This window comes from Vibrio sp. 10N.261.52.C11 (assembly GCF_041471405.1).
Lineage (GTDB): Bacteria > Pseudomonadota > Gammaproteobacteria > Enterobacterales > Vibrionaceae > Vibrio > Vibrio crassostreae_C.
The window spans coordinates 7210-30198 of sequence record NZ_JBFROI010000025.1 but is presented as its reverse complement, the minus strand read 5'-3'; the positions used below and the strand labels follow the sequence as shown (position 1 = coordinate 30198).

General features: G+C 43.7%; 21 protein-coding genes and 2 pseudogenes. 14 read left to right on the top strand and 9 right to left on the bottom strand.

All coding sequences use genetic code 11. The features are described 5' to 3' along the window. Nucleotides 1-141: 141 nt before the first annotated feature. The gene (locus AB4323_RS10385) at nt 142-1845 is read left to right on the top strand and encodes an FAD-dependent oxidoreductase (protein ID WP_372152377.1); all 1704 of its coding nucleotides are present in this window, start codon (nt 142-144) and stop codon (nt 1843-1845) included. A 159-nt stretch (nt 1846-2004) separates the two neighbouring features. Here AB4323_RS10385 and AB4323_RS10380 read toward each other — a convergent pair whose 3' ends face one another. The 3 genes from AB4323_RS10380 to pnuC form a co-directional block, all read right to left on the bottom strand. Then, nucleotides 2005-2685 carry a Crp/Fnr family transcriptional regulator gene (locus AB4323_RS10380; protein WP_136978221.1) on the bottom strand — a complete coding sequence of 227 codons (681 nt, stop codon included), beginning with the start codon at nt 2683-2685 and terminating at the stop codon, nt 2005-2007. Nucleotides 2686-2810: 125 nt separating this feature from the next. Then, nucleotides 2811-3539 (bottom strand): nucleoside phosphorylase, encoded by a 729-nt coding sequence (locus AB4323_RS10375; RefSeq protein ID WP_372152374.1) that lies wholly within the window; start codon nt 3537-3539, stop codon nt 2811-2813. A gap of 8 nt (nt 3540-3547) precedes the next feature. After that, on the bottom strand, nt 3548-4282 hold the full coding sequence (pnuC, locus tag AB4323_RS10370) for a nicotinamide riboside transporter PnuC (RefSeq protein WP_017069647.1): 735 nt from the start codon (nt 4280-4282) through the stop codon (nt 3548-3550). 364 nt (nt 4283-4646) lie between these two features. Between pnuC and AB4323_RS10365 the strand changes: the two genes are divergently transcribed. Beyond that, on the top strand, nt 4647-4850 hold the full coding sequence (locus tag AB4323_RS10365) for a hypothetical protein (RefSeq protein WP_017059106.1): 204 nt from the start codon (nt 4647-4649) through the stop codon (nt 4848-4850). Nucleotides 4851-4892: 42 nt separating this feature from the next. On the opposite strand, the pseudogene AB4323_RS10360 reads toward AB4323_RS10365, so the two are convergent. Together AB4323_RS10360 and AB4323_RS10355 are read right to left on the bottom strand one after the other, a co-directional pair. After that, a pseudogene (locus tag AB4323_RS10360) lies at nt 4893-5021 on the bottom strand (ABC transporter substrate-binding protein); the annotation flags it as partial. Nucleotides 5022-5055: 34 nt separating this feature from the next. Further along, complete coding sequence (locus AB4323_RS10355; RefSeq protein WP_372152371.1) at nt 5056-5505, bottom strand: PaaI family thioesterase; 450 nt, start codon at nt 5503-5505, stop codon at nt 5056-5058. Nucleotides 5506-5539: 34 nt separating this feature from the next. Between AB4323_RS10355 and AB4323_RS10350 the strand changes: the two genes are divergently transcribed. Then, nucleotides 5540-5818 carry a DUF134 domain-containing protein gene (locus AB4323_RS10350; protein WP_029235478.1) on the top strand — a complete coding sequence of 93 codons (279 nt, stop codon included), beginning with the start codon at nt 5540-5542 and terminating at the stop codon, nt 5816-5818. A gap of 63 nt (nt 5819-5881) precedes the next feature. On the opposite strand, the gene nqrM is transcribed toward AB4323_RS10350, so the two are convergent. Continuing rightward, the gene (gene nqrM / locus AB4323_RS10345) at nt 5882-6079 is read right to left on the bottom strand and encodes a (Na+)-NQR maturation NqrM (protein ID WP_017059103.1); all 198 of its coding nucleotides are present in this window, start codon (nt 6077-6079) and stop codon (nt 5882-5884) included. After that, complete coding sequence (locus tag AB4323_RS10340) at nt 6076-6522, bottom strand: NifB/NifX family molybdenum-iron cluster-binding protein (RefSeq protein ID WP_017059102.1); 447 nt, start codon at nt 6520-6522, stop codon at nt 6076-6078. The genes nqrM and AB4323_RS10340 overlap by 4 nt, the downstream gene beginning before the upstream one ends. A gap of 475 nt (nt 6523-6997) precedes the next feature. Between AB4323_RS10340 and AB4323_RS10335 the strand changes: the two genes are divergently transcribed. From AB4323_RS10335 to AB4323_RS10305, 7 genes and pseudogenes are all read left to right on the top strand, one after another. Then, complete coding sequence (locus AB4323_RS10335) at nt 6998-7720, top strand: DUF1007 family protein (RefSeq protein WP_029235926.1); 723 nt, start codon at nt 6998-7000, stop codon at nt 7718-7720. Nucleotides 7721-7814: 94 nt separating this feature from the next. After that, nucleotides 7815-8912, top strand: a complete 1098-nt coding sequence (locus AB4323_RS10330; RefSeq protein ID WP_372152368.1) for a nickel/cobalt transporter — start codon at nt 7815-7817, stop codon at nt 8910-8912. A gap of 489 nt (nt 8913-9401) precedes the next feature. Then, complete coding sequence (locus AB4323_RS10325; protein WP_372152365.1) at nt 9402-10919, top strand: esterase/lipase family protein; 1518 nt, start codon at nt 9402-9404, stop codon at nt 10917-10919. A gap of 12 nt (nt 10920-10931) precedes the next feature. Beyond that, nucleotides 10932-12926: a choice-of-anchor X domain-containing protein gene (locus tag AB4323_RS10320; RefSeq protein WP_017059098.1), complete on the top strand. Its 1995-nt coding sequence runs from the start codon at nt 10932-10934 to the stop codon at nt 12924-12926. 467 nt (nt 12927-13393) lie between these two features. Continuing rightward, a complete protein-coding gene (locus AB4323_RS10315) occupies nt 13394-13888 on the top strand; it encodes a YcxB family protein (protein WP_017059097.1) in 495 nt (164 codons plus the stop codon). A gap of 317 nt (nt 13889-14205) precedes the next feature. Next, a pseudogene (locus AB4323_RS10310) lies at nt 14206-15474 on the top strand (HD-GYP domain-containing protein); the annotation flags it as partial. 104 nt (nt 15475-15578) lie between these two features. Beyond that, nucleotides 15579-16142: a LysR substrate-binding domain-containing protein gene (locus tag AB4323_RS10305; RefSeq protein WP_372152362.1), complete on the top strand. Its 564-nt coding sequence runs from the start codon at nt 15579-15581 to the stop codon at nt 16140-16142. A 300-nt stretch (nt 16143-16442) separates the two neighbouring features. Here the strand turns inward: AB4323_RS10305 and AB4323_RS10300 are convergent, their stop codons facing one another. Next, the gene (locus AB4323_RS10300) at nt 16443-18254 is read right to left on the bottom strand and encodes a PLP-dependent transferase (RefSeq protein ID WP_372152360.1); all 1812 of its coding nucleotides are present in this window, start codon (nt 18252-18254) and stop codon (nt 16443-16445) included. Between the two features lie 142 nt (nt 18255-18396). On the opposite strand from AB4323_RS10300, the gene AB4323_RS10295 reads away from it, so the two are divergent. After that, complete coding sequence (locus AB4323_RS10295) at nt 18397-18852, top strand: Lrp/AsnC family transcriptional regulator (protein WP_017059083.1); 456 nt, start codon at nt 18397-18399, stop codon at nt 18850-18852. A gap of 11 nt (nt 18853-18863) precedes the next feature. On the opposite strand, the gene AB4323_RS10290 is transcribed toward AB4323_RS10295, so the two are convergent. After that, nucleotides 18864-19490, bottom strand: a complete 627-nt coding sequence (locus AB4323_RS10290; RefSeq protein ID WP_372152357.1) for a type II secretion system protein — start codon at nt 19488-19490, stop codon at nt 18864-18866. A 408-nt stretch (nt 19491-19898) separates the two neighbouring features. Here AB4323_RS10290 and AB4323_RS10285 point away from each other — a divergent pair, with 408 nt between their 5' ends. The 3 genes from AB4323_RS10285 (at nt 19899) to AB4323_RS10275 (ending at nt 22820) form a co-directional block, all read left to right on the top strand. Further along, nucleotides 19899-20807, top strand: a complete 909-nt coding sequence (locus tag AB4323_RS10285; RefSeq protein ID WP_372152354.1) for a dienelactone hydrolase family protein — start codon at nt 19899-19901, stop codon at nt 20805-20807. 331 nt (nt 20808-21138) lie between these two features. Continuing rightward, on the top strand, nt 21139-21942 hold the full coding sequence (locus AB4323_RS10280) for a MetQ/NlpA family ABC transporter substrate-binding protein (protein WP_017059075.1): 804 nt from the start codon (nt 21139-21141) through the stop codon (nt 21940-21942). A 197-nt stretch (nt 21943-22139) separates the two neighbouring features. After that, nucleotides 22140-22820 (top strand): haloacid dehalogenase type II, encoded by a 681-nt coding sequence (locus AB4323_RS10275; RefSeq protein ID WP_372152351.1) that lies wholly within the window; start codon nt 22140-22142, stop codon nt 22818-22820. Nucleotides 22821-22989 lie beyond the last annotated feature (169 nt).

Genomic DNA, 22989 nt, shown 5'->3' with positions numbered 1-22989 from the left:
TAATTTACATCTTTATAGTATCTAGGTATTTCGAAAACTACTCAATCGCCGGCGACCAGCCAGTACTGATCATTAAGAAGATACAAGCTCTATGCTCGGCAATTTGTATAGTTAAACTTAGAGACAGTAATAGGTAAACGTATGACTAAAATTGTAATCATCGGTGGCGTAGCTGGAGGTGCTTCAGCTGCTGCACGCGCTCGTCGTCTTAGTGAAGAAGCCGAAATCATAATGTTTGAACGAGGACCATTCGTCTCTTTTGCCAACTGTGGATTGCCATACCACATAGGTGGCGATATCGAGGATAGAAGCAAGCTTCTGTTACAAACACCTGAAAGCTTCTTAGCTCGCTTCAACGTTGACGCACGAGTGATGAACGAAGTTACCTCTATTGATCGCACCAATAAAACCGTTACAGTCAAAAATCTTGTTGATGGTAATCACTACAGCGAGAGTTACGACTTCTTATTACTCAGCCCTGGAGCCGGTGCCGTCGTTCCTCCCATCTCAGGAATCGATAACCCCCTCACCCATTCACTACGCAATATTCCAGATATGGATCGCATCATCGAAACAATCCAAATGAATAAACCTGAGCACGCGACAGTTGTTGGCGGTGGCTTTATCGGCTTGGAAATGATGGAAGCGTTTCATCAGCTTGGGATCAAGACTTCGTTGATTGAGATGGCTGACCAAGTAATGACGCCAGTAGACCGGGAAATGGCCGGCTTTGCCCATGCGGAGATTCGTGACAAAGGCATCGACCTAAAACTCGGCGTCGCGCTTGAGTCTGTGAAATATATACCTAACGAACACATCGCAAGTTTTGATTCAGGCGAGAGCGAGAAGCACCAACACATAGAGGGTGAATTAGAATTAACACTTAATAATGGCGAGTCATTAACTACTGATATCTTAATCATGGCTATCGGTGTGCGTCCTGAGACTAAGTTAGCAAAAGAAGCAGGACTTCAAATTGGCGAACTAGGTGGTATCTACACCAATGAAATGATGCAGACTAGCGATCCTAGCATCTACGCTGTGGGTGATGTGGTCGAAGAAAAAGACTTTGTCACAGGTGCACAAACTCTAGTTCCGCTTGCTGGCCCTGCTAACCGTCAAGGTCGTATGGCTGCCGACAACATGCTCGGACGCAATGAAATCTATCAAGGTGCACAGGGCACAGCTATCTGTAAGATTTTTGACCTAGCCGTTGCCTCAACAGGGAAAAACGAAAAACAGTTGAAGCGTGAAGGCGTCGACTATGAAAAAGTCTATGTGCATACCGCAAGCCACGCTAGCTACTATCCTGGCGCTGAGATTGTCTCGTTCAAGATGTTATTCGCCCCTAAGACAGGGAAAATACTAGGTGCGCAAGCCGTCGGTAAAGATGGCGTTGATAAACGCATTGATGTTATGGCAGTAGCTCAACGTGCAGGTATGACCGTTGATCAGCTTCAACACCTTGAATTAACCTATGCACCACCTTACGGGAGTGCCAAAGACGTGATTAACCAAGCCGCATTTGTTGCCAACAATATTATTAAAGGTGACGCGACACCTATTCATTTCGATGAGATTGCAACATTAAGCGACAACCAACTCCTACTCGATGTTCGTAACCCTAGCGAACTAGAAAATGGTGGCTTTATTGAAGGCGCAATCAACATTCCTGTCGACCAACTGCGTCACCGCATGGACGAACTATCAAAAGACAAAGAGATTGTAATCTACTGCCAAGTCGGGTTACGTGGTAACGTGGCTTATCGCCAACTCGTCAACAACGGCTTTAAAGCACGCAACTTAATCGGTGGTTATAGAACACTCATGTATGCAAAAGCTTAAGGATTAATACTTAGTCGCCGGTAATGGTGCGCGGACACTTACGGGCTAGTTGCTAGTTGCTAGTTGCTGAGAGAAAGTCGCTCATAAATAGATGCGAGTAGTTAATAGTAAACATTGAAAAACCGAGCTTGGCATTTAAGTAAGTGCCAAGCTCTTTTATTATTCGTAGGAGTCAATAAAAGCTTGCAGTGCTCGCTGATCGACAATTTCTAACCCTTGCTCTCCTTTTCTGATGAAACCTTTGTCTAATAGGTCTTTAACCGCTCTTCGATACACTCTGCTCGATGTGCCAAAACGTTCCGCTTCTTGATTCACTTTATCGAAACCGCCTAACACAGTATTTGTCTCGCTTTGAACCAATAAGTCGTAGGCAATGTTGTAGGTAATTGAGTGTAAAAGACGGTTAGTGTAAATACCCATAGAGTCTTGATAATCTTCCGCCAATGCAGAGGCAAAGAAGAACATCATCCCCGGATTTTCAAGTAGTGCTTCTGCTAATCTCTGAATGCAAATAACATCAACTTGCATGTGTTCATCAGCCACTACGTTCCACTGACAAGGGGTCTGCGTGAAAAACTCCATCTCACCGAAGATATGGTAATCACAATTCACTTCGCCCAATTGAAAGCGTCGCCCATTAGCCGCGGAAATACTCATAGAGACTCTTCCTGCGGGCACTACATAAAGATACTGAAGCTGCTCACCTTGACGTAGGATTTCATCATTTTGATTGAAGTAACGAGAGTTAACTTGGTGTTGGTAGATGAGATCTCTAAATTCAGAGCTTTTTTGTTCTAAGTAGTTTTTAAAGCGTCCGCTTGAGTATGGTGCAATCTTCATACTTACTCTCTCATTGCATTACTGCTGTTTATATTCAAACGATTGTAACCACTTAAACCACAGGAGAGAACCCAATAAAAAAGCGACGGTCTCCCGTCGCTTTCGTCTTGCATTTATTCAGGCTCTTATTGAGTAATTAATGCTTCCAGTGCCGCTAATGACGCTAGCCGCTCTCCTTGCATCATTACCTCTGCCTCATCGACATATTGCCCAACGCCCTCCTTTACATCTTGTTCGTACAAGACAACATTGTTCAAGATAGAAGCGACATTAAGCCCTCTCAAGCGTCCCACGGTAAACAGCGCGGATGTTTCCATGTCTGCACCTAAAATGCCTTTGCCATTCCAGTACTGACAAAGCGCCTTCTCGTCATCGGTATAAAAACTGTCGTGTGAGCGTACCGTGCCCAAATAGTAAGGTGTTGTTTGCTGCTGCAAGAACTTGTCTAGCTCTTTAAGCAGAGAGAAGCTTGCATAGGCGGGATACGACGGCTTAACGTAAGCGGTAGAACCACCCTCATCGCGAACCGAGCCCTCTGCAATAATTAGCTCACCAAGCCCGATATGTGACTGCATCGCACCTGCAGACCCTACTCTGATGATATGAGTCACACCACAAAACTTAAGTTCTTCTACCGCAATGATCATTGAAGGTGCGCCAATGCCCGTGCTGCAAACCGATATCGCTTTACCTTGATATTGACCAGTGAAGATTCGATATTCACGGTTTTCAGAGACCAGTTCAGCATGTTCAAGCAAGTTAGCGATTCGATTCGCTCTATCTGGCTCACCACAAACAATAACTAACGGAGCAATTTGCGTTTCATCAACGCAGATATGAGGTTGCTTTGCCATCTTCACTCCTAAGAAGCCGTTGCTTGAGTTAACGATTTATCACTGTTTCGTTTAGCTGTGCGTGCCCACTCACGAGTACCGTTTGCCGCAATAAACATTAAGATTGCGTATTGAACAGACATTGCGTACACACCCTGCGTCGCATAAATACCAACGCTGATAATGTTAATCACAATCCACAGTATCCAGTTTTCAACATACTTACGTGTCATAAGAACTTGAGCAACAATAGATAGAATGGTCATCGTGGCATCCCAGAATGGGAACGCATCCGGTTCAAGCACTGGCTCCGCTAAATCCGCACCAAATAGATTCAGGCTATCTACCGCGATGTTTGCTAGCGCAAAAAAGAATGGGTCGATGTACATAGTTAACAAAGCAATAGAAATCGCACACGCTACGGCCGTTGCTACTAGTTTATTTTGGCTCAACCAACGAACTTCTAGCGTTTCACCTTGCTCATTAGGACGTGTCCATGCGTACCAACCGTAAATGTTGGCGCAAAAGAAAAAGAGTTGTAGAAGTAACAGTCCGTATAACTGAATTTGGAAAAAGATAACCGCGAATAAGGTGACATTCAGCAATCCGAACAGGTAGTTAATGGTTTTTTCTTGGCTTGCAAACCAAATACACAACAAACCAAACACGGTGCCGAATGCTTCAATCCAGCTCATTGCGTAGCCATCCCCTATTGGGATATTGACTAAAGTATTGTTGATATCAAGTAGAGCGAATAGGTCCATAGATGTGTCCTTTATTATTTGTTTTAGTGGCACCTATTTTATTGCGCCTCTCCAAATAAAAAGGAGGACATTTGTCCCCCCTAGAATGCATGCGATCATAAATCAGAATATTAAATCCGGAAAATCAATTTCACGGGAAGATGTCATAGCCCTCCCACAGTCTCGAACTCGAAACTCCAGCACCAGAACAGCCCCCTTCCAAAAACGAAATTTTAGCTTACTGGCTTAACGCCGATATCGCATTGACGGTTACGTTTGAGAAGCGCATGATTTTATCTCGAGCAGAATCGTTGTCTGGCGTGTTAACCGTGTAATCGCCCCAAAACTCGTTCTGTGCAACGTACTCAATTGTATGGCAGGTCACATGAATAAAGTAATTATGTTAGTAATGGGGCTGCTTTTTACCAGTCGATTGTTTGCCAGTATTGTTCCTCATGTTGGTCAACTTGAGCATGATGCGCCTATTCTCCTTCGCTCGGCATTGATTGTAGGGGTTGCGGCTTACGCGGTTTGGAGTGCATTTAAATACTTCAAAAAGATCAAGGCCTCAGATTCAGATCAACTGTAACGGCGAAAGTCCAAAAGCTTTTGAATAAGCCTCTAATTTCGATTACTGATCTGCGAAATAATCGACCAAGATTTTACGCCACTTTCGTGACTCACGAATCTTCAACAGGGCGCGGTTAATCTCTTCTTCGTACACGTTATTTTCAGTGATTATGAAACCGTAGTTGGACTTTTATAACTGATAAAATAACACCGCTATACCAAGCTTAAGTTTGATAGCTAGAAACTGACATAAACTGACTTTGTGCCGACGAACATAACTTTCCGCACTGAGTAATTTGGCTTTCTAGGAAGTAGATATTACGTCTACTTTTCACCCACTGGGCACGAACTTCCAGTTCTTGACCAATCAAAATCGGATGGTGAAAACGAGAGGTTAAACTCACCGTCATCGCCTTGATATCATTCTGAAATAGACAATGTAGCATCGCGCTGTCATGCAGTGTGGTGACAATGCCGCCTTGCATGATGCCATCGTAGCCCTCAGCTTTATCTGTTGGTACAATCTTGGCTCTGGTTTTATATTTAGCTACTGCCTCATGCTTAGTTAAAGAGTCATGCTCGCCAATAGCTTCAAAACAAATGGCGCTGTCGTTGAAAAAACCTTGGCTGCACACTTGGCAACGCCGATGATTGTGTGGAATGAAAACCTTCATACTTACCTTTACCCATAGATTGCTAGAGATTGATATGGCTCGACCAAAAAAACATCGCCAGTTGTGTACCCGTACGGCTTACTCTTGTTTTAAGCCCAATGGTGTTCCTATGGACGAGCTTCATAAAGAAGAATTGCTATTGGAAGAGCTCGAAGCCTTGCGCTTGGCTGATCAAGAAGGCCTGAGCCAGCTTGAAGCCGCTGAACAAATGCAGGTGTCTCGCCAAACGTTCGGCAACATTATCAAGCGTGCACGAGCTAAAGTCGCCAAGTGCATCGTCAATGGTCACGCGTTGGTGATTCAAAGTAGTTAATTAACGTGTTAGCCAGAAGTTATTTAACTCAGTGAGCGAGAACTCTGATGCTTACTTCGATACTTAGCTTGATGGCTCAGTAATCTGATACAGCTTTTTGCTTTGCCCTTCACACACATCCTTGCAATTGCATTCACGCTCAATGTCTAACTGTGCGAGTCCTCCACAACTGCCTTTGATTGGCTTGCGCGAAAAAATCACGCCTATCGCCATCAATGTAACGACTCCGACAAACCCCAATAGCGTCAACAAAAAGGTCATTGTCGGAACCCTCGAATAGCACCTAGCTGATTAGGCTGTACCATTAGAATCGAAGCTTGTTTTTTGTGCCCGTTTTCGCCGCACGTTTTATTGCCACACCCACTATTTCTCGGCTCGCGACCATAATCGAGATCGGTCACTTCCCGTAGATTGTCGAAATCCAAAGCCCCGATTTCTGCCTTACCTGTCGATGCCAAGACTCGAATATCGTTATTGAACAAGTGCGCCAGCATCTTCTTACCAATATAACGAACCACCACAGATTTCACATCGTAAGAACGGAGAACCGAAATCCATTGCTTCTTTTTATTGCAAGAGGTGTCGGAGTCAATCAAAGGAACAATCTGTTTTATCTGTCGTTGTTCATCGACAATCGCGATCTGTGGGGAACGAGCAAAGTGGTTGCCAACATGAAGGTCGCGACAAGGTACTGCGTATAACATAGTAACTTCCTGTTATTGATGATCAAGAGTTCAGCATACGCCCCATTATTGGCATATGCCAATAACTATCATGTGAAAAATAAGATTTACTGGATCGATAACTAAGATCACAAGCACCCAAACTTACCGTCATCTTCAGCCTATCTCAGTTACCTTTCAAATAACCATATATACTAGGGGGTAGTATTTTTACTGGGGGTATTTTTTGCGTTGTTAATGCCTATTATCAAGAGCCAAGCTCAAACCCATTACAAAAAGGCCTCGCACAACCGAGAGCTTAATCGACTATTCAACGTCACACACTAGTCTGAATAATGTCGAATTAGGGACCAATCAAAGATGTTTATAGGAAAAATAGGTTGGATTGAAAATCAAGAATTGCAGTCGGCTTCAATGTAAACAAGCTTATAATTTGAAGTGAACAACGCATCGAGTTGTTATAATATAACATCACACTAAATTACCATCATTTCTCATGAAACAGCCATTTATTCTAATCGATGTCATCAATCGCCTCTCCACACGCTATGTAAGCCGTTTCTCGACATGCTTTCGCTCTCTCAAGGGCTTGACTGTTGGCCTAGCATTATTGTGTTTTGCGCCAAATCTATATGCCCACCCTCACTCTTGGATAGAGATGAAAACTCATATTGAGGGAGAGAATGGCATGATCACCGGTCTCTCTATGGAGTGGTCTTTTGATGCAATGACCTCGATGTACATGTTGGATGGAGAAGACGTCTCTGCCGATACAGAAACTGAAACATTCAAAAAGCTCGCTGCGTCTGTAATCGAAAACATGATGTACGAGCACTACTTCACGTACTTTTATGATGGTGAAGAGCCCATCAAATATCAGGTGGTTGAGAACGCAAAGTTTGAGCGTGATAAAGCCAAGATGGTTCTAACATTTGACCTACCACTTTCTAAACCTAAGCCTGTGACACGAAACTCGCTTCGCGTATTGATTTTTGACCCTAGTTACTTTGTCGACATGTCGTGGCTATCCAACAGCGACGTGACATTGTCACCTGAACTAGCAAGACAATGCCATTTAGAATTAATCGAGCCTAACCCGACGCCAGAGCAAATGAGTTATGCAATGTCTTTACCTGTCGATGCAGATCCAGATAACACGCTAGGCCAACTGTTTACACAATCGGTTGAGCTTCATTGTGCGGCGGTTCCCGCTTCTTAGTCGCAGTGGTTCGTTTCAGCCTTTAAGTCAGCGTCTAGCTGATTAAGCATGGCAACTAATTAACAGAAAGATTTCAGATATAGGTTCTTGTTAAATGAAGAAAAATCAATCCAAAATCAATCACTACCTCATTGGTGCTGGTGCGTTCGTGCTTATTGCTATTGGTGCGTATCAACTGTGCTCCATGTGGCCATCGTTAGTTATCTCTAGCATTCAATGGCAAAGAGAAGTCAATTCAGAACTTGCAGACCTGCTCTATGAAGCTAAATCCAACCCTTGGGGCGCAGGCAGTTACCTTATCGGGTTCAGCTTTATCTATGGCATGCTTCATTCTTTGGGGCCTGGGCACGGCAAAGTTATCGTGTCGACTTACTTAGCGACTCACCCAACCAAAGCCAAGGCGAGTTTAGTGCTTACGGTCGTCTCCGCTTTTTTACAAGCATTGGTCGCAATCTTACTAGTAAGCGTGTTGCTGTGGGGCTTTAGTGCTTCCATGCGAGTAGTGAATGACAAAGCGAATATGTTTGTTTCATTAAGCTTTGCCTTAGTCGCGGTCGTCGGCGCACTTATATGTTGGAAGGCTTTGAAAAACATCTACACCGCTATGCGTAAGCCTAAGCTGAAAGTGAAAGCCATCACTACACTCGCAACAGACACAGCTGCGACAATTTCAGCGCGTTCGCCAATGGCACTTCGTTCATCAATATCAGCCCCTTCTCCGATAATCGACGCTACTAGCACAATGCAAGCCGCAGCTAACACTCATGCAGATCATTCTCATGCCGACTGTGGGTGCGGCCACCAGCATGTAGCCGATGCAGACGCAATCAACAAAGCCTCAACGCTCCGAGAATATGCTGGAATTATAGTGACGATTGGCGTAAGACCGTGCACCGGAGCCATCATGGTACTGCTTTTCGCAAACATGGTTGGCCTATATTGGATGGGTGTTGTCAGTGCTTTTTCCATGGCGATTGGTACTGCTTTCACAACCTCGACGATTGCTATAATGACACTAACAGGCAAGAACTTGGTAAAACGCTATTTGGCAGCAGGTAACAAGAATAACAGTGCTTCACTAAAAGCCGCAGGTCATTATTTACAGCTATTCGGTGGTGTTTTACTTGTCTTAATTGGCTTGTTGCTAATGAGTGGACAAGACAGCGGTATGTCGCCTGTTTTCACTATGTAGCGAACGATGTAATAACAAACCTCAGTTTATTGCGACCTTTACCATTTTTACTAAAAAACACTAGCCCTTATCTCTCAAATCTGAATTAACAGCCACATAATTTCTACTAACCTAACTTTGCACAGCCAGTTAGGTTAGTAGTCAGCCATTCAGAACAGCGCGCTCTATGTAGTTCTGTAACAAACCTACATCCAACTTTGATTTTCCTATTCTTAGCTACTCTTTCATAAACTAACTTAGATTGTTCTAACAATATTAGAGCACTATCCCCCTCCTTTTGAAAATAAGGACATAACTTCCGCAATCCAGAAACTGCGATCGCACTCTTCCTATTTTGAAAAAAAATAGAGCAGCAGTTTTATCAATTGAGTAACAAGCCGAAATTATACCCAATAAATTTCACATCAAACTCCAAGCCTTTACCTTACAACTACAGATAGAGCTTTCTTCAACCAAATTCTTGGATAACCTATACTCAAAGGTAAACAAATGAAACTATACATTCCGAGCGCCACGCTCAGTGTTTTGTTACTTTCTCCGAGTTTCGCGAGTGCCGAAGATATACCTGATTCACACGAATTGCGTAATTTTTCGATGCGCTCACAAAGCTCTGGGATAGCCCCACCGCAAGAAGTACTCGGCGTTTATGTTGTCAATTCTGGTCCTGGTCTGGATACCGGTTGTACCTATGCTTCTGGCGGACCTCTACTTATCTCTTTACCTGTTCCTATGGTTGTCAGCCCCAACGTTTTACAAAGTGACGGGAGAATTGCTCCGAGTAAACTGGGCGATATGCAGCAAAAAGGCGTTATCGGTTCTAACGCAAGGATCAGCATGCCGGTCTTCGACATAGACTCCAATGCCAACGTCAGTAATATTGCTCCAGAAATAGATATCGTATCTTTCAACGGAAAGTCTTTAGGTACGCTGCAAGGCGCTGATAACCGCTGGACGGATACTAACCTTCAAGTCGATATCAGTGATGTCAAGTTCGGCCAAAACAATGAGATTCGCGTCGATATTGATACTGGCAATACGGGAGACAACTGGTGTATGTCTGTCGATTGGGTCTCAATCGAGTTTGATGTTGCCATTCCTGTGATTCTTGCTCATGGCATTGCTGCACAATCAGACACTTGGGATGATGATACGGCTCCAGGCGTGCTTTCTACACTTGATGACTATGGCATTCGTTATACTCGTTTCTCTGCTGACAAAAATGGAACCACAGCGACTAACGCTAATATCTTGAACAACAAAATTCAGGGTTTTCTCGATGAGTTGAAATCCGACAAAGTTCACGTCATTGCACACAGTAAAGGCGGGCTAGATACCCAAAACCTCAAAGCACTTAGCCCTTCCTTTGAGATAACCTCCCTTTCTACTTTCTCCACACCTCACCTTGGTAGCGTCGCAGCAGATTTGTCGGTGATAAAAATGGACCACTACGCCGATATCTACAGTAACGTCAGTACCGATCCAAATAATTACGCTGGCAAGTACATGCAACTCCCAAATATTCCGTTTGCGGGTCCTAAAATGCCTGGTATCCGTGATCTAACAACGGATACAGCATCAAACGCGATCCAAATGCGTACTCGCGGCAATATTGCAAATACATTTTCTATTGGGGCAAATGCCGATCTCAACCAAGACGGTGTTATTGAGAAAGATCCTGATATCGTTGGCCTATTCCCGTGGGGATCGCGTTGGGCAGGCGTTACCGCTTGGCAGGCGCTAAGAAGCTTTAGTTCTGCGGCCTACCTCGATACTCAAACTCAATCGGTCACAATGCCAAGTGTGCATGGACCACAAGCTCATCCAATCACCATAGTCAGTTACCAAGCCATTCAAACAGTACCGCAAGAAAATGATGTTGTTGTGACCTTGGAAAGCGCTAACCCAAGTTATACCAATGCATTGGGTAACGTATTGGCTAACCACTCAACAATGAAAACGGGACAAAACGTTGAACGTTTTCTACAACAAATTATTTCAATGCGCTAAGGAGTGGCCACAATGAAATTCATCAAGCAATTAGTGATGGTGTTCAGTCTTTTCTGTACCTTCATCACACCGGCTATCGCCAGTAATGCAATACCCGTTGGGATGAGTACAAGCACGACACTATCTCAACCAGTGACTAGTAACGATAACGAAGTCACAATGCTATTTACCATCGACAAAGCGGAAGCCCTAAAAGCAGAAATCATCGTGCCGTTGGATGATGCAACCGTATATTTAGTCAAGCCTAACGGGCAAGTCGCAACATCATCCAATGATGTGCAAGCGAACATACTTTCAGGTGACACACAAAGTCCGCCGCTACCGGGCAGCTATTTATTTTTGCCTGAAGTAACTAACCCTGAACCTGGCGAATGGAAGATCGTCGTTGATTTTCCAAACCCAAGTTACAACACAGTAATTATTGCTCAGGTTGCGATCCAATCCCCTATTGCGTTTGGCATGGCGATAGCTGCAAACCAATTTGTGGTCGGTGAACCAGTTCCCGTTTCTGCATTACTGACAAACAAAGGGAATCCAATCACAGGTGCCCAAACCAGCGCAGTGATCATTGATGAAGCTGGAATAAAAACACGCCTGACGCTTAAAGATGAGGGTGTCAATTTCGATGCTATTGCTAAAGATGGTGTCTACAGCAATATTTTCGTTCCACCCGCTGAAGGGGATTATCTAATTGAAGGCATAACGTCTTTTGAAGAATATGGAACAACTATCACTCGCCAGACAAGTAAAAAAATCCACGTACTACCCTCTGACATTGAATTTGTCAGCCTCTCACTCGCTCCACTGTTTTCCTCTGAAGGCTGTGTTATTGCCTTAGAGCAGCGCTTGGAACTTGATGTTAAATCCGCGGGGGATTTTGCCATTCATGGTTACCTCACCGATGGAATTGACGAGCTGAACACAAGCAAACGTCTGCAACTCAAACCTGCGAAGCAAATCGTCACTCTACAGTACTCAACTGAAGATATTTTTGGCGCGTTTGATTCAGCGTCTACTTTGACCTCCAACCCGACGATCATCTACGCAATCACTCAAGATGACATACGAATTTCAGCCCCTCGAATTCAGTTTGAAGAATTTATTGATTTAGCATCTTTTGAGCGTTGCCGCGAACCGATTGAAGTCACGGGGAGTTTAGTCACCACACCGACTATGTCGCAAGATGGAACCTACATTGATTCGCTGAGTTTTGAGTTTCCTATCCATGTTACGCGCAGTGGAACTTACACAGGTTCGGTAAATATCGTTGGTGCAGCCGGAGAGTATTTAGAGCTAGTGAGTTTCCAAGAACCGCTTGAGGCTGGCGAAAACACCATCAAGTTTACCGTTCCTGGTGACACGTTTAAGCAAGCCGATGGTCCTTATGAACTGAACGCACTGCTAATCTACAGTGGCGTTGACTCCTATCGACAAGGAGTTCTCGGTCAAACTCCACCATACCAAGCCTCTGATTTCAGTCCGCCAGTGAATGTGACCCTCCCCTCTAACCTATTCGGTTTGGAAAGAGAAAACTGGCAAGCAACCCCGGCAACACATGTCACGCAACATCGTGTCGGTGGTTACTTAAGAGCGGGGGCTTCAATCCCATACGACTACGAAACACTAGCGAGTTTTGACTTAAGTGAGGTTCGAGGGAAAATTAAACAGGCAACGCTTATTGTTGATTTCGGAGATTCAACTCTTCAATTTCCATTCAACAATGTAACTGCGCATATCGTTAATCAAACTTGGTCTCCAAACACACTGGATTACGACACGTTCTGTGAGTCTTTTACAATATGTGCAGCATGGAGTAATCCACTCACTACATTCAACAACGTAGAAGCCGGTCAAACGCTTAGGTTTACCAACTCTAAACTATTAGAAGCATTAAATGAGAAGAGAGTGTCTGGGTTGAACAAACTAGATATTGCTCTTACCTCTTCTCCCTATGAAAGAAGTTTCTTCATTAACGTTAAGCAGGTGTCATTATTCATCGAGTACTGATCCTAAAACTGAAATAGAATAAGGCCATGCCCAAGGTATCGCTTTGGGCATGGCCTCTCAGAGTGAACAGTGATGAACTTTGCAAGCTTCATATGTTTATTCTGTTAGAGCAGACTATGCCAGCCCCTCAACAGTAGTGATAAAGCACGCTAATCACTATAGACTCCATCAACCAACAAAATGAGATCGAAGTTTTATCCAAAAAGGCCAGTAGTCCCAACAACCGGGTGACTCCACAGATCTATCCATCCCATCACCAATTTTTTAGGTGACTTTAAAGATGCCCCTACACTAGTCTGATAGCTAAAGTTAGAATAGACCCGTTAAGTATCATCGATTTACAAAACAGAGCCAAAATATCTAAATAAAAACAGTGAGAAGCGATACAATAATCAAGTTGCAAAATTGCAGCGTGGGACACCTGCCCACTGACAGCCCATTCACAGAGAACCATAAAGTAGCCTCACATGTCTAAAGAACCCGGTTTCACTACAGAATACAAACTCGACAAGACGTTTTTCGCGGAGTGTTATGATCAAACTAGCCTTCCGACTCAATTTCCAAAAGCCTACTTAAAAGGAATACTGTTTCTTATTTTTGGTGTGGTTCTACTGGAATTTGAACTATTACCTAACGGCTATGTTGGCTGGTTCTTTATTGTTTTGAGTGTGATTGAAGCATTCAGTGTGTACTGCAAAAGAACCTGGTGGTTATGGCGACAAAAAATCAGCTCAGGCGCAGGCAGCAAAATTGTCTTTCAAGGTGACGCTAACGGAGTAAGTTACAAAAACCACAAAGCGACCAACACCATCGCGTGGAGTGACATCGACCAACTTGAGCAGACCGATCTTGGTTTTATCCTGCATATCGGTAAACAGCGCCAATATGTGAGTAAATCTTGTTTAAACGATGAAGCTATTGCCTTCATGATTGAACACCACGCCGCATCAAAAGCGAAATAACACCAATAAATGCCTGCTGACTTAGCAGGCATAATCGAGAAAGCTAAATACGGAACATTGTTATATAGCGTATGTGAGCGCTTATTTGCCGATATGCATGCAGGTTACACTTTAACTAGGGGCAATTTCCTTCTCGAAATTGCCCCTTCCATCGATTGCCCCTATTCATGAAAACCCTTGTTCATGTGCATCCCCCCCCCCCTGTTGCAGGGCGCGAGCACACTTTGTTCAATTTATAACCCAAAGAAGACTCGTGCCCGATAATCATCGTTCCAAGCAGCCTTCTTCAACTTCACTTTTTGGCTTGGTGCACCACATTCGCATTGCTTCAGCATGTGACAACCAGAGTCAAAGAAATTGATGAACTTTCCGAAGCCATGATGGAAATGATGGCTGAGATTCAATTGCACGAAAAACAACAAGAAGAATTCATCGAAGCGTTTATTCGCCTTATTGCTCAAGCGATCGATGATAAGTCACCGTACACAGCAGGACACTGTAATCGCGTTCCAGAAATTGGCATGATGCTGGCAAGTGCAGCTGAGAAATGCCAAAGCGGTAAGTTCAAAGACTTTGCTTTCCAAAATGATGCCGAACGAAGAGAGTTTCGTATTGCTGCCTGGTTGCATGACTGCGGAAAAATTACGACGCCAGAACATATTGTTGATAAGGGCACTAAACTTGAAGCGAACTACAACCGAATCAATGAAATTCGAACTCGGTTTGAAGTCCTACGGAGAGATGCAGAAATCGATTACTTAAACGTGTTATTGCACAGTGAGGTAAGTAAGGATAAAGCAAATGCCGAGTTTAAAGAAAAAGTACGCCAGTTGAACGATGACTTTGAGTTCCTTGCCAAGGCTAACATCGGTGGTGAATTCATGAGTGAAGATAAAGTTGCTCGAATTAAGCAAATTGCTGAGAAAACATGGTTACGTTACTTTGACGATCGCTTGGGTTTGTCGCCATTTGAAGAAATGAACAAACCCGAACAGGATTCGTCTCTACCAGTCATGGAAAAACTGCTAGAAGATAAACCTGAGCACATCATTAGACGTGTGCGACCCGTCGAATTCGAACCTGAGCATGGCATCCAAATGCAAGTTCCTGAGCATCAATACAACATGGGTGAGGTATACAATCTAACGATTTCACGTGGGACTTTGACACCGGAGGATCGTTTCAAAATCAATGAGCATATGATTAGTGGGATAAGAATGCTTGAAGCTTTGCCATTTCCACCTGAACTGAGCAATGTACCGCGCTATGCTTCCACGCACCATGAAACACTCAAAGGTAACGGTTATCCACGGAAATTGAATGCCGAGGATTTATCGATACCAGAACGTATATTGGTGATTGCAGACATATTTGAAGCGTTAACCGCAGGAGACCGGCCATACAAGAAAGCGAAGCCTGTGAGTATCGCTATCGATATAATGTATCAAATGGCAGTGGATGAGCATTTGGATATGGACTTATTCTTACTGTTCTTGGAGAGCGGAGTGTACCTCGACTACGCGAAGAAATTTATGCCGGAAGCACATGTTGACGAGGTCGACATTCAAAAATATCGATCTGACTAAACCGAAAAGGTGTCTAGTGGCATAGTAAATTTAGCTACCCAATTCAAAGGTGATGTATAATCAGCGCAATACTTAAAGCAGCGACCTGATCCATAAAAGATGAATTGTTTGTCACTTCAGGAAGAGGCATCGCGCCTACGCCAAAGGCGGGAGAACTTATTGAAAAAGCCAGAGAAATCGTAATAGCGATGCAAGCCTTCGCAAACTCACAACAATACAACCCACTAATAGATGATAAAGTTTTTTCCATCGCGGCTAACGACTATGAAATAGAAACCGTTATAAAACCTATGTTTCATGATTTCCAGAAAGCAGCGCCGATGAGCTCGTTGCACATAGCTCCAGCCAGAACTCAACTTCAGTGGGCTTCATTACTTAGGTCTGGCGATGTAGATTTTGTTTTGTCACCTGAACTAACGAGTAACGAGTCGGATTTAATTCAAACTAAGTTGTTTTCTGACCAAGAGGTCTGTTTTTACAATCCTCAAAAGCAAACACCGCCAACAACGATAGAGCAATATTGTTCCAAACCTCACGCCATCATGTCTTTTGAGCATTCTCACCAAACTGAGATAGACACAATACTTAAAAAACGAGGAGTGAAGAGAAAAATCGTGGCTAGTGCGCCAAGTTTTGGGGCGATAGCGTCTTTAATTAAAGGACCCTAGCCAACGTTAATTGCAGCTTCATTGAGTGGAAAAAGTGCTCAACATCAGTGTTGTCCAAAAAACTACTTTTTCCACTCATATTTGCCTTATGTTATAAGAAATGAATTACCCATATTCTACGAGTTAAAGGCTATTAGGTGATTCATCGATGCATTTTTCTAAGATTTATTCTAGATTGGTTTATGTTATTACTCGAAAACCAAAAGGCCTCGTACATGCGAGGCCTTACGTTTTTCATTTAACGTTTACAGCTAACCTACTTCGCTGACTTCTCTTGTTAGCTTTCCTTACTGACCTAAGTTACTGACTCAGCTCACTGAACTTCGGCAAGCTTTTCACAAACCTCTGGTGTACATCCATATAAGTTTGCATATAGATTTCATCGATATTGTCACTACCCGGGAAGCTGGATGAGAAATCTACGTGGTTGCGGTCAATCGACAATTTAGCCGCCTCGACAATATGAGCAATGAACATTCGAGGATCTTCCAAGCCGATAGAGATACGCATTGTCGTCGGTTTGATACCGGCTTCATTGAGCGCTTCATCACTGAGTTCTGAGTGCGTAGTCAGTGCTGGACACAGCGCCACTGTATTGGTTTGCCCTAAACTTACTTGCATGCCGATAGCGGGCTCAAGCATGTCGAAGAACTGTTTGAAGCCATCTCGATTGATTGGCGCACGGTCGCCATTGCCTTCCATATCGATAGTGAAAAGCGCCGCTGGTAGCCCCAAGTACATGTTGTTCTGGCAGTGTTCATAGTTATCACTATCTGGCAAAGCAGGACACGACACATTGATGTCTGGGTGAGCATCAAAGATCTTCGCGAGAGTCAGTGTATTAATCGTTTTTTGCACCACTCGCATCTCATACGTTTTCATACCATTGAGCACTTCAAACGCTTTATCTGCATCTAGGAATGCACCCTTAATGTAGTACACATTCCAAAACAGCGTTTCGTTCCATCGGATTTTGGCCTCATCACCGTTGGGCTTGGTGAAAGTGACCTCCTCTCCTTTTGGCACAAACATAGTCTCATTGCGACCAATCACAACCCCAGCAGTTGTGGTGCCAGAACCCGCCAGTTCTTTGGTGTAGGAGTGAATCACATAATCTGGTCTTTCCATCACATCGTCACGTTTTAGTACTGGGTGCAACAATGGTGTACCCACTGTTGAGTCAACAATCACATCCCAACCACGAGAGTGACCAGCTTTACTGATGCTAGCAACATCCAACACGTATCCATGCGGGTTACACGGTGACTCTAGGTAAACGTAGATTTTCTTACCTGCAGCGATGCGATCTGCGTATTTATCAGCAACCTCATCAAGGCGCGTCGCAAACTCATCACCGGAGTAACCATCCACCCACTCTACCGCGACATTCAGATTAGAAGGTTTTCCAAACCAATCTTCCAACAGCTGGTAAGAACCACCGTAGATATTGCGTGAAGCCAAAACAATCTCTTCATGCCCGAGCAAGTGGCTCAACAACCCATCAATAGCCGCCATACCCGAGTTAAAGTTCCATGCGAGGTATTCGTTGGCTCTAGAGCCTGCCTCGATATCAACCATATGGTTAGCCAGTGAAATCGATGTAGGGTTAAGCAGTCGAGAATATATATCGTGCAACGGCTCTTTACCGTTAAACGCATCTTCAATCCATTCTGTACACGCAAACAAATAGGTCGCGGTACGTGTAATCACAGGGCTTGCAGAAAATATAGCAGCGACATTATCGAAAATTGGATACGCACCTTTAGACGCAAAATTACCATTATTGGTGGCAATAGACTGGTAAGTGGCGCGCATTGGGTTTTGCAGATTATCGAGGATCTTAGCGATCTGGAATGACAAAAAACGTTTGGCGTTAAACCAAGCGATTCGGTCACTTTTATCGAGCTCTGAAAGTCCATCAACCGTCAATGCCCAAAGATCGTGTGTCTTGGTATTGGCTTGGTACAGTGTCGTCGCCAGTTCAATCAGCGTGATGCCGTAATCGCTATTTGGGTCGATACCAAAATGCTTTGCTTGCTCAACGGCAAGAGCTTCTGCTTGTTCGTGTTTGGTGGTTTTACGCAGTGGGCTAAGTTGAGTTGAAGTATTCATAATTCCTAAGTCATTCCATGCTTGTTGTTCCTTCTTTAATTTTAGTTTTGGGCAGATGTTAAAAATTGCTATTTGCGAAGTAAGACATACACTTTGAGCAATAATATTGCCAAACTAAATTCAATATTGATGGATTATGCCAATGGACGAGATCGACAAAAAAATACTGGCTGAACTGCAAAACAACGCTCGGCTGTCTAATCAAGAGTTGGCCGATCGAGTAGCACTGTCGCCCTCTCCTTGCTTACGCCGAGTTCGAGCATTAGAGAAACAAGGGATAATTCGTGGTTACCACGCCAGTGTCGACCAAGAAGCGTGTGGCCTGCCAGTCAATGTGTTTGTGTTGGTGAAACTTGAAAAGCCGACAGAAGAGAACATGCGAGACTTTGAGCAGCACATTGAAGTGATTGACGAGGTGTTAGAGTGTTTTCTGATGACGGGCAATCACGACTACCTATTGCATGTAGTCAGTGAATCGCTAAAAAGCTACGAGCAGTTCATCCGTAAACAACTAACTCGCCTGCCTAATATTGCTTCTATTGAATCCAGCTTCGCCTTCGGTCAGGTAAAAACTAAGACCAAGTTGCCAGTGAGGTAATTAGAAACGACTTAATGTGTCTGTGCTGAAGGCATTGGATAATCATCTCCAATCATACAGATAAGAGCGCCACCAAAAGCTTTTTCGTAACGTATTTTTCCTGTCGCATCTGAGCTTTCTATACTCGAACTGCCGTCCACAATCTTATTAATTTCTTGTGCGACTTTTGTTGGTACCAACCAGATACAAGCTGCAACAGAGCAAGTGGATGATGACGATTCGCAACCTGTCTCGGAGCTTCCTCTTATCCAAAGACTATCCTTTTCCTTAAGCAGTAATTGCGTTGCTATGTAATCTGGGTGGTCGATGTACTGATCGCCACCTATCCATGTATCTTCATAAGGTAGGTACGGCCCTTTCCATGTGGATAAGCCCGGATTTGCAATTAAGTGATTGATGTTTAAGTAGCCGAAGTTCGTATCGGTATCGGAAGCAATAGGAGGCAGAGAGCCATTATCACGAGAATATTGCTCAGCGGCATCCAAAACAGTATTCAGTTGGCCGATTAGAAATTTTGCCTCGTCGACACGGGACATACGGTTCCCGAACTGGTTGTAGATAAAAAAAGCGGCAATGAGCATCAGTAAGCCAAACGTTACAAGTTTCCATTTTTTTATCTGACGCAGAAGTTTCAACATCTATTTTATCTCTCATCAAGAAGGTTCTGATAACGCTAAGGTCGTCCCTATGAGAAAGATTATACCAGAGTAAAATCAAGCGTTTTGCATTGAAACTTACTTGTCCATGTCTGCGGAAAATAAGCCTAGCTCTAATGTGCCCAACTTCGATTTAGAGCCTCCCTAAAAACAAACAATCATCACACCCGACTTCACTGACTTAACCCTCAAATCAACCTTGTATTGAATTGCTCCGTAAAACAAACCAAAGCGATGGAAATCGATTTGAAGTGATCGTTTTATCGGACTGTCATCTAATTTTTGTACTTTGATATAACAAATAGCTCAAAAGTTATTGAGTGATCGTTCAATTATATCAAATTTTCCACTATAGTTGATTGGTCAAACAACTCACAACAAGGAAAAGTTATGAATCCAAATACCGAATCTCAATCAACGCCGACTCGATCTATCCCTCAAGAAGCATTTGATTGGTACGACGAATATGCACACGGCCTGATTGATCGCAGAGAGTTTATGGCTCGTCTATCTGGGCTAGCTGTACTTGGCTTAACCATGACGACGCTAACTTCTGCACTGATTCCTAATTATGCGCAGGCAGAGCAAGTCTCTTTCAATGACCCTTCCATCAAAGCAACCTACGAGAAGTTTCCTTCACCTAAAGGACACGGCGAAGGCTATGGTTACTTGGTTGTACCCAAAGAGTTAGAGGGCAATACGCCTGTTGTATTGGTCATTCATGAAAATAGAGGCCTCAATCCATACATAAAGGATGTGGCAAGACGACTCGCAGCGGCGGGGTTTATTGCGTTTGCACCTGATGCACTCTATTCGCTTGGCGGGTATCCAGGTAATGATGATGAAGGTCGAACGATGCAGAAGTCGCTATCAAAAGAGAAAATCGAAGAAGACTTTATCGCAGCGGCAAACTTCTTGAAGTCCCATGAAAAAAGTAACGGTAAGCTAGGCGCAGTCGGTTTCTGCTTCGGTGGCTATATCGTGAATATGTTGGCCGCTGTCATGCCAGAGCAACTCGATGCAGGCGTTCCATTTTATGGTACTCCTGCCGCACCAGATTTAAGAAAAAATGTAAAAGGCCCCTTGCTCATCCAATTTGCGGGAATCGATAAACGCGTGAATGCGACTTGGCCAGATTATGAAGCCGAACTCAAAGAGAACGAAGCAGACTACACAGCTTACATCTATGACGGCGTGAACCATGGCTTCCATAACGATTCAACTGGCCGCTATGCTGAAGAAGAAGCAGAGTTAGCTTGGAAACGTACACTTGAGTTCTTTAACCAAAAGCTTTCTTAATAGTTAGCTTTACTGAACCCGTTTTCTTTAGATTCCGAGTGACTGCCCTATTCCCTACAAAACCCAAAAGGCCTCGCACTCGCGAGGCCTTTGTTGGTCGGTAATCAGTTCCTCCCTTTTCCCATTACCAACAATAGGTTTGAGATGTAAACCAAGGGGGTTAGAAGGGGATTGTCGGTCGAGTCTCACGTACAGAAGCCTCGTTGATTCACTGACTTAACCGCTCATCAATGTAACTTCGCTTCAAACAAACCTATTGACCCGATCGCGCAAATAGATAATATAGATAGCTAGACGTCTACATGTCTTTTATTTATTAAATGGAGTTATCATGAACAGCTACAAAAAAATCACAGCATCCCTGTTGGCATTAGCTTTCGTATTCGGTGTAACAGGATGTGGAAAAAAAGACGAGGCTGTCATCAAGATTGGGGCGACAGTTGGCCCACATGCACAAGTTGTACAAGCTGTTGCCAAAGAAGCAGCAAAGCAAGGGATAAACATTGAACTCGTCGAGTTCTCAGACTATATCACCCCTAACGCAGCATTAGATGATGGAAGTATCCAACTGAACAGTTACCAGCATCAGCCATTCCTCGATAACTTTAATGCCAATCACGATAGCCAGTTAGTTTCTATCGGACGTTCAATTTTGATGCGTATGGGCGTTTACTCGAACAAGTACACTTCGCTTGATTCTATTCCCGAAAACGCTCGAATCGCGATTCCAAACGATCCAACGAATGGCGGGCGTGGACTATTACTGCTTGAAGATGCAGGGCTGATCTCATTAAAAGACAACGCTGGTTTCAACGCGTCTTTAAACGATATTGTTAGCAACCCGAAGAACATTCGATTTGTTGAAGTGGATGCCGCGCAGCTCCCCCGCTCTCTTGACGATGTAGATGCTGCTGCAATCACCATGAACTATGTAATGTCGGCTGGACTCGACCCTAAGAAACAAGGCATTTACTTAGAGAAAAAAGACGCACCTTTAGCAGTGATGGTTGTTGCGGCGCGAGAAGAAGACAAAAATAATGAAACGTATAAAAAGATTATCTCAATTTACCACTCACAAGAGATCAATGACTTTTTAGACAGCACTTTCAAAGGCACCATCGAAGCCGCAAATTAAGCTAAATCGTTTCAGATTTGGCGTTGCATGATACTCATAAAGCAACGCCAGATTTGAGTTGGCGGGTTGTCGTTGACGCATTCCAGCTTCTTTTCAAATTAGAGAGCAAAGCTTTAGTTACTTGAATGGAGGTTGAAAACCATATCGTCAGAGCAGATTATGTAAGCATAAAATTCAATTAAATCTGGGGGCTTTGCATGAAAAAAGAAGTGATACTTTTTGATATAAACGAAACGGTTTTAAATTTGGAGTCATTACAGCCTAAATTTAAAGCGGTGTTTGGAAAGGAGGATGCATTATCACTTTGGTTTTCAAAGCTTTTACACTCTTCAACGGTTTGCATCGCAACAAACGTAAAATCTACTTTTTCTGAATTAGCGAATGCAGCGCTCAACGCTATTGCACAACGGTACAAGTGTGATTTAACGGCGGAAAGCAAAGGTGCCTTGTTAACTTCTTTTGCCAATCTACCACCGCACACAGATATCAAAGCGTCTTTGCTCAAATTGCGCGAGAACGGGTTTAAAACCGTCGCTTTTTCCAACTCATCCCTCGATCTCATCACTTCTCAAATCAAGAACTCAGGCTTAGAAGATTATTTCGACACCGTCATTTCCGTTGAAGAAACAGGCAGTTTCAAACCCAATTCAGATGTGTATAACTTTGCAGCCGAAACTTTAAAAGAGCCTGTCGAAAACCTTCGTCTTGTCGCTACTCATGATTGGGACACTCATGGTGCGCTATCCGCTGGCTTACAAGCAGCCTATATAGACCGAACAGGAGTTGAGTATCATTCCTTGTATTTGAAGCCGGAGATTAGCTCAAAGACGATGGATGGTGTGGTAGAACAGATAATTAAGCACAATTTAGACAAGTAAAATCTCAAGAGACTTTTCTACTCCTGATTCGATACAACCACCCTGTAGTGGTCAACAAATTCCGGACACTGACTTAACCGCTTTGATCAACCTTGTGTTGAACTGCTCTGGTTATAGAGACGCTGTCGGTTACCTAAAAACTGCAGTTACCTAGCAACAAATATAAGCT